Annotated in this window: 13 protein-coding genes, 2 tRNA genes and 1 pseudogene; 10 read left to right on the top strand and 6 right to left on the bottom strand. The window is 57.7% G+C overall.

Annotation, left to right across the window (positions count from 1 at the left end; genetic code table 11):
• Window positions 1-295: 295 nt before the first annotated feature.
• The 4 genes and pseudogenes from OKC27_RS15765 to OKC27_RS15750 all read left to right on the top strand — a co-directional run.
• Window positions 296-575, top strand: a pseudogene (locus OKC27_RS15765) (ATP-binding protein); the annotation flags it as partial.
• A 125-nt stretch (window positions 576-700) separates the two neighbouring features.
• Complete coding sequence (locus OKC27_RS15760; protein ID WP_234915405.1) at window positions 701-958, top strand: hypothetical protein; 258 nt, start codon at window positions 701-703, stop codon at window positions 956-958.
• Window positions 959-1,048: 90 nt separating this feature from the next.
• Window positions 1,049-1,483 carry a hypothetical protein gene (locus tag OKC27_RS15755; protein WP_234915406.1) on the top strand — a complete coding sequence of 145 codons (435 nt, stop codon included), beginning with the start codon at window positions 1,049-1,051 and terminating at the stop codon, window positions 1,481-1,483.
• A complete protein-coding gene (locus OKC27_RS15750; protein WP_021140873.1) occupies window positions 1,483-2,151 on the top strand; it encodes a UPF0149 family protein in 669 nt (222 codons plus the stop codon). The genes OKC27_RS15755 and OKC27_RS15750 overlap by 1 nt, the downstream gene beginning before the upstream one ends.
• Window positions 2,152-2,348: 197 nt before the next feature.
• On the opposite strand, the gene OKC27_RS15745 is transcribed toward OKC27_RS15750, so the two are convergent.
• Window positions 2,349-2,436 (bottom strand) — tRNA-Ser (locus OKC27_RS15745).
• 197 nt (window positions 2,437-2,633) lie between these two features.
• Between OKC27_RS15745 and OKC27_RS15740 the strand changes: the two genes are divergently transcribed.
• Both OKC27_RS15740 and OKC27_RS15735 read left to right on the top strand, forming a co-directional pair.
• Window positions 2,634-3,383 carry a DsbA family protein gene (locus OKC27_RS15740; RefSeq protein WP_270806445.1) on the top strand — a complete coding sequence of 250 codons (750 nt, stop codon included), beginning with the start codon at window positions 2,634-2,636 and terminating at the stop codon, window positions 3,381-3,383.
• A gap of 295 nt (window positions 3,384-3,678) precedes the next feature.
• Window positions 3,679-4,581 (top strand): sulfite exporter TauE/SafE family protein, encoded by a 903-nt coding sequence (locus OKC27_RS15735; RefSeq protein ID WP_182938708.1) that lies wholly within the window; start codon window positions 3,679-3,681, stop codon window positions 4,579-4,581.
• Here OKC27_RS15735 and OKC27_RS15730 read toward each other — a convergent pair.
• Window positions 4,496-5,311, bottom strand: a complete 816-nt coding sequence (locus tag OKC27_RS15730) for a hypothetical protein (protein ID WP_182938709.1) — start codon at window positions 5,309-5,311, stop codon at window positions 4,496-4,498. The two genes, OKC27_RS15735 and OKC27_RS15730, sit on opposite strands and share 86 nt — an antisense overlap.
• 216 nt (window positions 5,312-5,527) lie before the next feature.
• Window positions 5,528-6,814 (bottom strand): glutamate-1-semialdehyde 2,1-aminomutase, encoded by a 1,287-nt coding sequence (gene hemL, locus OKC27_RS15725; RefSeq protein WP_182933411.1) that lies wholly within the window; start codon window positions 6,812-6,814, stop codon window positions 5,528-5,530.
• A 244-nt stretch (window positions 6,815-7,058) separates the two neighbouring features.
• Here hemL and clcA point away from each other — a divergent pair, with 244 nt between their 5' ends.
• The 3 genes from clcA (at window position 7,059) to erpA (ending at window position 9,672) form a co-directional block, all read left to right on the top strand.
• Window positions 7,059-8,447, top strand: a complete 1,389-nt coding sequence (clcA, locus tag OKC27_RS15720; RefSeq protein WP_182938710.1) for a H(+)/Cl(-) exchange transporter ClcA — start codon at window positions 7,059-7,061, stop codon at window positions 8,445-8,447.
• A 91-nt stretch (window positions 8,448-8,538) separates the two neighbouring features.
• Window positions 8,539-9,234, top strand: a complete 696-nt coding sequence (locus tag OKC27_RS15715; protein WP_005340216.1) for a DUF6776 family protein — start codon at window positions 8,539-8,541, stop codon at window positions 9,232-9,234.
• Window positions 9,235-9,321: 87 nt separating this feature from the next.
• A complete protein-coding gene (erpA, locus tag OKC27_RS15710) occupies window positions 9,322-9,672 on the top strand; it encodes an iron-sulfur cluster insertion protein ErpA (RefSeq protein WP_005340225.1) in 351 nt (116 codons plus the stop codon).
• 139 nt (window positions 9,673-9,811) lie between these two features.
• Here erpA and nhaC read toward each other — a convergent pair whose 3' ends face one another.
• The gene (nhaC, locus tag OKC27_RS15705; RefSeq protein WP_042060692.1) at window positions 9,812-11,221 is read right to left on the bottom strand and encodes a Na+/H+ antiporter NhaC; all 1,410 of its coding nucleotides are present in this window, start codon (window positions 11,219-11,221) and stop codon (window positions 9,812-9,814) included.
• A 301-nt stretch (window positions 11,222-11,522) separates the two neighbouring features.
• Here nhaC and OKC27_RS15700 point away from each other — a divergent pair, with 301 nt between their 5' ends.
• Window positions 11,523-11,732 carry a hypothetical protein gene (locus OKC27_RS15700; protein ID WP_139707380.1) on the top strand — a complete coding sequence of 70 codons (210 nt, stop codon included), beginning with the start codon at window positions 11,523-11,525 and terminating at the stop codon, window positions 11,730-11,732.
• Here OKC27_RS15700 and OKC27_RS15695 read toward each other — a convergent pair.
• A complete protein-coding gene (locus OKC27_RS15695; RefSeq protein WP_075113841.1) occupies window positions 11,727-11,999 on the bottom strand; it encodes a late competence development ComFB family protein in 273 nt (90 codons plus the stop codon). The genes OKC27_RS15700 and OKC27_RS15695 overlap by 6 nt on opposite strands.
• 109 nt (window positions 12,000-12,108) lie before the next feature.
• Window positions 12,109-12,194: transfer RNA gene (locus OKC27_RS15690), tRNA-Leu, on the bottom strand.
• Window positions 12,195-12,341: the final 147 nt, after the last annotated feature.

Below are 12,341 nucleotides of genomic sequence, written 5' to 3'. Positions count from 1 at the left end.
TCACAACTATATCCGATGCTATTGCGGTGAATATTGATTCATGTTCTAAACCTGCCAGTTTAATCAAAATCATGCAAGGACTATGTCGCATTAGCAGTAAGCGGTTATCAAAAGCAGCGTCGCTGATTTTTTAGGCAGTTAACTGAAAACGAAGCAGCCTGCGGCTGCTTCGTTCATGGCGCTGTTCCCGAAGCGTATTGGTGGCATCTCTATACTTATTTCAAGTATTCAGAAATGGAGCGTTACCATGGACAGCTGCCCTTTCTTTGCACTGCTTCGCTCCTTTGTGTTTGATGTAGAGCTGCTGATCCTCGATGACTGGGGACTGGAAGCAGTGAATGCCGAGCAGCGCAACACCCTGCTGGAGATCATGGATGATCGGTACGGGAAATACTCGACGGTAGTGGTCAGTCAGTCAGCTGCCAACGGAAGAGTGGTACGCGAGCCTGGGGGACAACACCCTGGCAGATGCGATCCTGGACCGGCTGATGCACAACGCTCACCGGCTGTCACTGAAGGGAGAATCGATGAGAAAGAGGAGAAGTGAGTTGACCCAATCTGAACACTTGAGTTAGAAACGGGATGACGTGAGCGCGTTAAGGATCAGGGTGTTCACGTTGGCCGGAATGGCTGTTCAACTTCGCCGGAATACGCACCCTTCTACACCGCGACTTCACTCTCTGGTGCCACTGACATCAATGTGCTGCATGAGCTCAAAGATGCGCTGGACGATACCGGTGTTTATGAATGGTTCGAGGTTGAGGAGTTTGTTGCCCGCTACTTCAATAACGAAGATGCTCAACTGCTCAGCGCCATCATCGATGTGGCCGCAGACCGCTTCAACCATGAGCTGGAACTGAGTAACGAAGAGAAGGCCGATATCAAGATCAAGGCCAAGCAGTTCGTGAAGATCTACGGTCAGATGGCCGCCATCATGCCTTACGACATGCTGACCTAGGAGAAGCTGTTCTGGTTCCTCAAGTTCCTGATCTCCAAACTCAAAGTACAGGACCCGGATGCCGACCTGCTTGATGAGTTGCTCGAGTCAGTGGATCTCTCCTCCTACGGCCTGCAGCGCGTGAAGCTCAACCATGCGATCACCCTGGACGACGAAGAATCTGAGCTGGAGCCACAAAACCCCAATCCACGCGGTGCCCACGGCACGGAGAAAGAGACCGACCCGCTGGATGAGATCATCAAGAGCTTTAACGAGAAGTGGTTCCAGGGCTGGAGCTCGACACCGGAAGAGCAGCGAGTGAAGTTCGTGAATATCCTCGATAGCGTGAAGAAGCACCCGGACTTTGAATCAAAATATCAAAATAATACTGATCCAATTAACCGCGAGCTGGCCTTCGAGAAGATCATGAGAGAAGTCATGCTGGCACGAAGAAAAGATGAGCTGGAGCTTTATAAGCTGTTCGCTAATGATCCGGCATTCAAGGCATCCTGGATGCAAAGCGCACAGAGAATGGTGGGGATGTAATGCAACCTTTTGAAATCTTGAGTGATGAAGAGTTTGATGAGCTGGAGGCGCTGCTTGAGCGCTACGGCAGTGATAACAGCATTGCCTCGATGTCGATGCTCGATGGCTTTTTGACGGCGGTGGTCTCTGGCCCCCATCTCATTATGCCGAGCACCTGGCTCCACGCGATCTGGGGTGGTGAGCAGGATCAACCCGAGTGGCAAAGCGAAGCCGAACTGGAACGTTTTATCGACCTGGTGATGCGCCACAGCAACGACATTGCGACCACTCTGACCTATGCGGCAGAAGACTATTTCCCGGTGGCACCGGAGTTTGAACGACACGGAGAGTGGGTCCCTCTGATCCATGACTGGTGTGGGGGTTACCTAGGGGCGATTGAATTGGCACCATGGCCCGCTCTGCCCGCACCTGAAGCTGCTGCACTGGCGATGATCAGTGAACCGCTGGAGAAGATGCCTACATCGCTCGAAGCGCTCAGCAATGAACACCTGCAAGAACAAGCCACTAAAGCCCGCTTTGCCGCTCGTATCCTGCATGCCCACTTTCTGGCGCAACGAAGTGAACGCCCGGCACGTTCTCAACCAGTGGTGGCACCCATCAAGATTGGCCGCAACGAGCCGTGCCCCTGTGGCAGCGGCAAGAAGTACAAGCAGTGCTGTTTGCACTGACCAACACAATAGATAGCAAGAGAGGGCCATTGGCCCTCTCTTGCTTTGGTTAAACTGAAAGGAGTAACGACGATGACCTGTCCAAAGAAATGCTATCGAGGAGCAGGACAGCCAACACCTAATGGCATACTCACTGGCATACCAAAAATCTCAGATACAAAAAAGCCCAACCGAATCAATCAGTTGGGCTATATATATGGCGGAGGAGGTGGGATTTGAACCCACGGATGGTCGCCCATCGCCGGTTTTCAAGACCGGTGCATTCAGCCGCTCTGCCACCCCTCCGCAGCAGTGCGGCGAATATTACCATGCTGATCCGGCTTGTAAATCCCTGCTCGGTTCGATTGCTGGTTAATTGCGCGAAATGATATGAAAAAGTGGCAATCAGGGCGCATCAAGCGCTTTTTTGGCCAGATAACTTGACTTGAAAACAGACTCAACCACTATAGTGCCCTCTATCATATCCTCTGCAAGATAACGTTATGACTATTAAAAATGCCCTGTTTTGCGCGCTGGCTGGCGTGACCCTGTTGGCGACACCGATACATGCAAGCGAGCTGACCAAAAGCGATGTCGAGCAAATCGTTCGCGACTATCTGGTCAAGAATCCCGAGATCCTGGTCGAGATGTCCAATGCCCTGCGTGCCAAGCAGGAGAGCCAGCAGGCCGAGAGTGACAAGTCGCTGATCAAGGCTCACTCCAAGCAGCTTTATGCCAATCAGGACCCAGAGATGGGAAATCCGAAGGCATCGCTGACCATTGTGGAGTTTTTCGATTACAACTGCGGTTACTGCAAGCGTGCCCATCCGCTGGTCAAGCAGCTGATGGCGGAAGATAAAGACATCCGTTACATCTACAAGCAGTTCCCCATTCTGAGCGAGTCCTCCTACTTCGCAGCTCGTGCTGCGTTGGCGGTCCAGCTGGGTCAGCCTGACAAGTACCAGGCGTTCCACGAGAAGCTCTATACCCATCAGGGCCCGCTCTCTGATGAAGCGCAGGTCAAGCAGCTGGCGCTGGCGGCCGGTGTTGACTGGAGCAAGGTGGAAGCCAGGATCAAGGATGGCAGCATTGACCAGAACCTCGGCACCAACCGTGCGCTGGCTGAAGCGCTCGGTATCTCAGGTACCCCCGCCTTCATCATCGGTGATCAGATCCTGCGCGGTGCGCCCCGCGATCTGGCCAGCCTGAAGGGGTTTATCAAGGACGTGCGCGCCGGCAAGAGCATTCAATAAGCGGTTGTCATGGTCGGGGGCTTGCGCCTCAGCCAGATACAGAAAGAGGGTCGGTATCACTACCGGCCCTCTTTTTCATTATGTCCCTTGGCACAGGTGGTCGTCGCGAAAGGACCATAACAACGTGCTCAGGACCCGGCCTGTTGGCCTCAGTAACAAGTATTAGCAGAGTCGTTCGACTTCCATCTGGAAAAGTTTCAACTCCTCTTGGCTGGCTGCGAAGCTTGCTTAATTACAGCCAAGACTTTTTCTGCGCCCTGCCTTAGAATCGCCGCCCGGTGCAGGAGAAACCCATATGTTAGTTGATATTTTGCGGATTATTTTTATAGCCGGTGGCTTGGCATTTGTCTTTATGCTGGTGCAGGCCTGCTGGCAGAAGAGATGCAACGGTACGCTCGAATCCACTCCCTTCTGGCCGGTGGCGTTGATCGGTGGGGTTGCCAACTTCCTCGATACCCTGGGAGTGGGCAGCTTTGCGGTAAAGACCGCCTGCTACAAGCAGTTCAAGTTGATCGATGACCGGGTACTGCCGGGCACCCTCAATGGTCAGTGCGTGCTGCCGACCGTGACCCAGTCGCTGATCTTCATCGGGGCGGTGGCGGTCGAGCCACTGACGCTGATCAGCATGATGATTGCCGCCGCAGCTGGAGCAGCCTGGGGCGCTCGCCATGTGGCCTCGTTTGATCGGCAGACCATCCGGTTGGTGATGGCAATCTCCCTGCTGGTCGTCGCCGGGTTGATCTTTGCCGGTCTGCTGGGTCTTTTCCCCGTTGGCGGGGATGCGATGGGGCTCAGTGGCTACAAGCTGGCGATCGCCCTGCTTGGCAACTTCATCTTCGGGGTGCTGATGAATGTCGGCATCGGCCTGTTTGCCCCCTGCATGACGCTGGTCTATCTGCTGGGGATGAATCCGCTGGCGGCGTTTCCCATCATGATGGGCTCCACCGCCGTGCTCAGCGTCTTCTCGGCGGGCACCTTTATCCGCAAAGGGGCGTTTGATGCCAAAGCCGTGCTGGCGGTGGCCATCTTCGGCCCCATCGGCGTGGTGCTGGCCGCCATGCTGGTCAAATCCATGGATATGGAGATGCTGAAGTGGCTGGTTGCCTTTATCGTCATCTATACCTCCTGGACCATGTACGCCTCCTGGCGGGCGGCGCGTCGCGCCCCTGTGCAACTGGCGGTGGAGAGCGCAGGCTAGCCTGCACCAGTGCCGCTTCGGCCTTGGCCCCGAGAAAGACATAGAGTCCGAGCGCCAGCAGCAATCCCACCGCGCACCCCATCACCCCAATCGCAGGCCAGAGCAGCTCGCTCTGGCCGAGCGACCCTTTGAATAGCAGCAACAGTCCCTCGATGGAGACCGCGATCAGGATGGCGGCGATAAAGCGGGTGATGGTGCGACGAATGGCGCTGTGGCGGAAGATATCCTTATGCAGCAGCACCTCCTCCTCCAGAATGGTTTTGCCCAGATCGAATACCGCCAGTGCCAGCGTCAGGAAGATGATGGCGCTAAAGGCGCCGAGCCGGTTCTGCTGCTCGCCGCACAACAGCTGGTAGAGCTGCTCCAGCCCGTGCCAGATGAGCGTCGCGACGATGAGAAACAGCGCCATGCTGAGGACCACATAGACGGCCTTGAACCAGGGCATGGCGCGGCGGCGATCCCTGTCCCCCATCAACCAGCCAATCAGCTGATTCAGACAGACGGTGATCTCCCGTCCTTGCCCCTGCACGATAAGATGCAGCCGGTTATGGGCCGCCGGTGTCGCAGGCTGGATGCACACAGGCCCCTGATAGTGGTCAATGCTGACAACAAAGGGATACCGCTTGAGCGAGGCAAGGGGGGCGCTGAGCAGCCCCTGCAGTAGCGGGGTCAGCTCTTCCTGATACTCCTGATAGCGCCGCAGCACATCGATGGGACTCATCTCTGCCATATGGACCTCGGTGACGTGGGCTCTGTTGCGGATGTGCAAATAGTGGGCCTGCTTTATGACAGGGATGGCGGGGCAAGTTGCACCAGAGGATGACAAAGCGACGGATGACGAGGGGGGAATGCACCAGAACTGGGCGTATTGCCGCCCTGCGTGATGATGGAGGCACTTCGATAGAAAAGGGCCCATGACGGGCCCTTTGCGACAACCGGCGGCGATTTAGCCTGCCAGCTTGGCGAAGCTGCGCTCGGCAGCAGCCAGGGTGTGTTCAATCTCCTTGTCACCGTGAGCCAGCGACAGGAAGCCCGCCTCGTAGGCGCTCGGTGCCAGATAGACACCCTCTTCCAGCATCAGGTGGTAGAAGCGCTTGAAGCGTTCCATGTCGCAGCGAGTGACCTGCTCGTAGCGGGTAATTTCTGGTTCGTCGGTGAAGAAGAAGCCGAACATGCCGCCCACATAGTTGATGGCGAGCGGAATGCCATGCTTGGCCGCGGCCGCTTTCAGCCCTTCTGCAACCCGTGCAGTCTTGGCGCTCAGTTGCTCATAGAGGCCCGGCTCCAGCAGCAAGTCCAGCATGGTCAGACCGGCCGCCATGGCCACCGGGTTGCCGGAGAGGGTACCTGCCTGATAGACGGGGCCGGTCGGGGCAATGTATTGCATCACCTTCTTCTTGCCGCCGAAGGCGCCGACCGGCATGCCGGCACCGATGATCTTGCCAAGGGTGGTGAGATCCGGGTCGATGTTGTAGTAGCCCTGAGCACCGCGCAGGGAGACACGAAAACCGGTCATCACCTCGTCCAGGATCAGCAGGGCGCCGAACTCGTCACAGATGGCGCGCAGACCTTCCAGGAAGCCGGGCACCGGCGGGATGCAGTTCATGTTGCCTGCGACCGGTTCAACGATGATACAAGCGATCTCGCTGCCGTACTGGGCGAAGGCTTCGCGCACAGAGTCCAAGTCGTTGAAGACGCAGGTCAGGGTGTGCTTGGCGAAATCGGCCGGTACGCCCGGGCTGTTGGGTTGACCCAGAGTCAGGGCGCCGGAACCGGCCTTGACCAGCAGGGAGTCGGCGTGGCCGTGGTAGCAGCCCTCGAATTTGACGATCTTGTCGCGGCCGGTGTAGCCGCGGGCCAGACGAATAGCGCTCATGGTGGCTTCGGTGCCGGAGTTGACCATCCGCACCTGCTCCATGGAGGGGACGATTTGGCGGACTTTCTCGGCCATCAGCACTTCGATCTCGGTCGGCGCGCCGTAGCTCAGTCCCTTCTCAACGGCCTTGATGACGGCGGCCTTGATGGCAGGGTGGTTGTGACCGAGCAGCATGGGGCCCCAGGAGCCGATGTAATCCACGTAGGCCTGACCATCCACATCATAGAGATAGGCGCCATCGGCATGATCGATGAAGCGGGGCGTGCCGCCGACCCCATTGAAGGCGCGGACCGGTGAGTTGACGCCACCGGGAATGGTCTGGCGGGCCTGTTCAAACAGCTGATCTGATTTTGACATGGATCATCCTTAATGGGATTTTGGGCGTCACACAAGGGATTGCAGCCGATTGAGACTCGGCAGGCCGGGGCATGAGGAGTATGCTTTGCGCTCTCGCCACCCGGACTCTCGGTCTGCTCCCGTGACAAAAATTTAACGGGCCGACTATAGCAGAAAGCCCCAGCCCTGGGCAGCCGAGCAACGTGCCGGGTGATCCTGATCTCAGCTAGCTGACGATATGGTTTTTCCAGGTTGGTGTAACAAGATGGCGCAACAAGCTCTCTCCTCTGAACCCGATACCGCTTTGCGGGGGCCGCTTTCCCGCATTATCCGGCAAGACAAGATGCCCTTGTTGGTGCTGCTGCTGGCAGCGCTGGTCGGCACCCTAGCCGGGCTGGTGTGCGGCCTGTTCGAATCGGGTGTCCACTGGCTGGCAGAACAACGCATCGCCTTGCTGGCCGACCGTCCCTGGTGGCAGCTCGGTCTGCTCGGCTTTGGCTTCAGCGCCTTGTTGGGATTTGTCGGTTACTTCCTCACCCATACCTTTGCCCCGGAAGCGGGGGGCTCCGGCATTCCCGAAATCGAGGGGGCGATGGACGATCTGCGCCCGGTACGGTGGTGGCGGGTATTGCCGGTCAAATTCTTCGGCGGCATCTGTACCCTGAGCTCCGGCATGGTGCTGGGGCGGGAGGGGCCCTCGGTGCAGATCGGCGGCAACCTCGGCAAGATGGTGGCGGATATCTTCCGGCTGCCCAAGGAGCATGGCCACGCTCTGCTGGCGGCCGGTGCGGCAGGCGGTCTGGCGGCTGCCTTCAATGCGCCGCTGGCGGGCATTCTGTTTGTGATGGAGGAGATGCGGCCGCAGTTTCGCTACTCCTTTCTGGCCATCAAGGCGGTGGGGATCTCCGCCATCATGGCGACCCTGATGTTGCAGAACATGAAAGGGCAGGGGGCGGTGATCACCTTGCCCCACTACGATGCGCCAGCCCTCAAGGCACTCTGGCTGTTCCTCTTTATGGGGGCCACCTTCGGGGTGCTCGGCTTTGTTTTCAACAAGCTGGTACTGGCCTGTCAGGATGGTTATCTGGCACTGCATCAGAACAGGCGCCACCGTTTCGTGGCCATCGGTATGCTGGTCGCCGGGACCTTTGGTGTGTTGTCGCTGTTCGCCCCCTCGGTGACGGGCGGCGGCACCGAGCTGATCCCTCATCTGATGGGGGATGAGTATGCGATGGCGACCCTGTTCATCATCTTCTCGGTGCGGCTGGTCGCGACCCTCATCTGCTTCTGCTCCGGCGCTCCGGGCGGGGTGTTTGCGCCGACTTTGGCGCTCGGCACCCTGTTTGGCGTGGTGTTCGGCCATCTGTTTCATGCGGCATTTCCGGAGCTTGGCATCGAGCCTGGCGCCTTTGCCATCGCAGGGATGGGAGCGCTGTTTGCTGCCACCGTGCGAGCCCCCATCACCGGTATCGTGCTGGTCACCGAGATGACCGACAACTATCAGCTGATCCTGCCGATGATGATCACCACGGTCGGGGCGACCCTGGTTGCCCAGTGGCTGGGTGGCCGACCCATCTATTCCCAGATCCTGGAGCGAACTTTACGGCTCGCCGCGCGTCAAAAGCGGGGTGATGGCAGCGCCACGGCCAGTTAATTTTTCCCTTTATCGCGTTTGACCCCGGTCCGGGCGGTATAGTGAAGGGAGAGGCGCTGCCGTAAATGGCGTGATAACGGGATGAGGGGCTATGTCCAATCTATTGAAGTTATTGGTCGTGTTAGCCGTTGGCGGGCTCATCGGTTACTTTGTCGGTAACCGTCAGGAGCTGGCCCAGAGCAGTCTGTTGGTGGTGCAACAGGAGACGCTGGATCGTCAGGGCAAGGCCATCGGCCAGCTCAAGACCGAGCTGGGGGTGAAGGATACCCGGTTAGCGACTCAGAAAGCGGCCTTCGAGCAGTTGCAGACCACCCTGAAGAGTCAGGAGGCGCAGGTGCAGGAGCTCAAGCGCCAGCTGGCCTTTTTCGAGCGGATCATGCGACCCACCGGCGAACAGGTGGGGGTGGTTATCGACAACCTGACCCTGCAGGAGACCAGCATTCCTGGTCGTTACCACTACCGTCTCGCCCTGACCCAGCCCGCCAAGAAGCGGGAGCTGTTTCGTGGTCAGGTGCAGATCCGGGTCGAGGGGAGTCTGGCTGACAAGCCGAAGACGCTAACCGGTCGAGATCTCGGGATGAAGGTGAGCGAGTGGCGCTATGCCCTGCGTTATTTCCAACTGCTGGAAGGGAACTGGCAGTTGCCGGAAGGCTTTGTGCCGGATCGGATCCGTGTCACCATCAACAAGGACGGCAGGCAACCGGCACAAGAGCTGCTGGTTGAGTGGGGCGAGGTGATCAAGCCGCTGGTCGCCGCGCCGCCTGCTCCGGTTCCCGCTGCCGGTTAAACGTGGTGAATACTTGAACTGAATGGTCGGGTATTGGATAATTTCGCGGTTTCCATGTTTGTGGATCTAATGGTTGTGAGGTCAGTAATGAGTGCAGTAGCAGAAGCCCCGCTGCCCATCCAGATGACGGATGCGGCGGCCAACAAGGTGAAGAACCTGATCACCGAGGAAGAGAATCCCGAGCTGAAGCTGCGGGTGTACATCACGGGTGGGGGCTGCTCCGGTTTCCAGTATGGCTTTACCTTTGATGAGAAGATCAACGACGGGGATACCGTGGTCGAGAAGAACGGCGTCACCATGGTGATCGATCCCATGAGCCTGCAATATCTGGTAGGCGGCAGTGTGGATTACACCGAGGGTCTGGAAGGTTCACGCTTCACCGTGACCAACCCCAACGCCACCACGACCTGTGGTTGTGGCTCCAGCTTCTCCATCTGATCGGCGTTATCGGTCTGATGAAACGGCTCTCGGCGACGAGGGCTGTTTTTGTTTGTGGTGATCAGTGAACGCCATCAAACAGCATTTCTCTAAAACAACAAAGGCGCCTTGATGGCGCCTTTGTTGTTTGCAGGATGGCTTAGCGGGAGCTTGCCGCCGCGACCAGCGGGATCCGGTTCACTGCCTTGCCCATGTAGGCGAGGGTGATGGTCACAATGATGCAGGTGAAGCTCAGCCACATGTAGGGTAGGTAGTCGAGGGTCGCGACCCCCAGTACCCCGGCCATGAAGATGCCGTTGTCGCTCCAGGGCACCATGCCGCAGGTGAGGGTGCCGCCAAACTCGGCGTTGCGAGAGAGGTTCTTGCGTGCCAGTCCCAGCCGATCGTAGTTCTTGGCCATGATCTTGGGGGTCAGGATCAGCGACACATACATGGCCGAGCCAAACACGTTGGCCAGAAACGCGGTGGCTATGGTGTGGCTGGTCAGGCTGCCGACGCTGTTGATGCGCTTCTCGAAGGCGCTGGCGATCACTTCCAGAATACCGACCTTCTCCAGCAGGCCGCCAAACCCGAGGCCGAAGATGATGACCGCGACCGAGCCCAGCATAGACTCCATGCCGCCGCGACCGAGAATGTTGTCGATAAAGTCGATGCCGGAGGTGATGGCAAACGGACTATAAGCCGAGTGCATTGCCTTGACCGGATCCATGCCCTGGAAGGCGATGGCCCAGATCAGGCCCAGCAGGGCGCCGAAGCTGATCACCGGGAAGGCGGGCTTGCGATTGGCCAACAGGCCCAACACCAGTACCACCGGCACGATGGCCAGCGGGGTGATGTTGAACTGGTTGTCGAGGGCCTCCATCACCAGATTGACCTGCTCCAGGCTGACGTTGCCCGAATACTGCATGCCGACCACGGTGAACAGCACGGCGGTGATGACATAGGAGAGCAGGCTGATGGGCAGCATCCCCTTGATATGCTCCACCACGTCGACGTTGGACATGGTCGAGGCCAGCACCACAGAGTCGGAGAGCGGGGAGAGCTTGTCACCGAAGTAGACGCCGGAGAGCACGGCACCGGCTACCAGCGGCGCAGGCACGCCGAGACTGTGGCCGATCCCCATCATGGCGATACCGGCGGTGGCGGCAGAGCCCCAGGAGGTGCCGGTAGCCAGCGAGGTCAGGGAGCAGATGATCAGGGTTGCCAGCAGGAAGATGGACGGATGGATCACCTTGAGGCCGAAGTAGATGATGCTGGGGACGATGCCGCCGGCAATCCAGGTGCCGACCAGGGCACCGACGGAGACCAGGATCAGGATGGCCCCCATTCCCTTGGCGACGCCGTCAACGGCCGCCTGCTCCAGGGATTTGTAATCGTGGCCGAGCTTGATGCCGAGCCCCATGATGACGAACCAGGCGATGAACAGCGCCAGCTGGATCGGCAGATCGAGCACGCTGGTGAACGAGAATGCCAGGGCCAGGAAAATGGCCAGACAGATGAACACCTGCGCCATGCCCGGTAGTCGGATGTGGTTTTGTTGGTTTTGCATAGATACTTCCTAAACTCTTGCTCGCCAAAGTCAGTCCCTCTCGTCCTGTGGATACACGTATCCCGAGGGGCCAACCCAAAAAGAGGCCGCAATCTACCACAAACCTGATGGGTTAAAGCCCCATCAAATTGGTAAAAATGCACATTTGATTGAAAAAATCACAAATTAGTTGATCTCATAACCCGTTTTTGAGCGCCCTGTTGACATGATAGGTCACATACGAAGCCTGCTTGTGACGCGACTTGCATCCTTGATAGATGAAGATGATAATTATTATCAATTGTTTGTTGGGGAGAAAACAATGCGCTGGATATTGCGGGGGATGATGTTGCTGGTGGCGATGGCCGTACTCGCATGGGGTCAGGATAAAGAGTACGGCACCTGGAGTGCCGGTTTTCTGCTGGCTGCCTGGGTGATGCTGGAGCCCGGATTGCGGCCTGCCTTGATCTTGCTGCCAGTCGCTGGCTTGACCGGTATCGCCACCTTGCTCTGGCAGCAGCCCTGGTTATGAGGTTTTGACGGGAGCCTGCTTGATCTTCTGCTGTGCCAGCTTGAGCGACTCGACCACCAGCTTCTCCATCTCGGTGCGCTTGGCATCGGTCAGGAAGTAGATCATGTCGACATCGTGGCGAATATAGTGGGAAGGGAGCTGGTTGAGGGTCAGGCAGCAGAGATCGGCCATCTGGTCGCCGGTGAGCTTCTGTTGCAGATCCTGCTTCTCAATCTCCTTGAGCACCAGATGTTCGTAAAAGTTGTGAATGTCGGTATCCAGTATCATATGCGTTCCTTGGCATGACGATGAGCGGGGAGTCGTCAAAAGCATAGCCATAACAAGGGGTAAAAACAAAAGGCCCGTCACTTTCGTGATGGGCCTTTTGCGTAATGAATGGTGCGAAGAGAGGGACTCGAACCCTCACATCCGTGGGACACTAACACCTGAAGCTAGCGCGTCTACCAATTCCGCCACCTTCGCACACTGATTTTCTCCAGCTGGTTTTTAAATGCGGTTGGAGCGCATTGCTCTGTTTTTACATGTCAGAATCATGGTGCGAAGAGAGGGACTCGAACCCTCACACCCGGGGGGCACTAACACCTGAAGCTAGCGCGTCTACCAATTCCG

The sequence above is a fragment of the Aeromonas sp. QDB62 genome (assembly GCF_027705695.1).
Classification (GTDB): Bacteria; Pseudomonadota; Gammaproteobacteria; order Enterobacterales; family Aeromonadaceae; genus Aeromonas; species Aeromonas allosaccharophila.
This window is presented reverse-complemented; position numbering and strand designations above follow the sequence as displayed.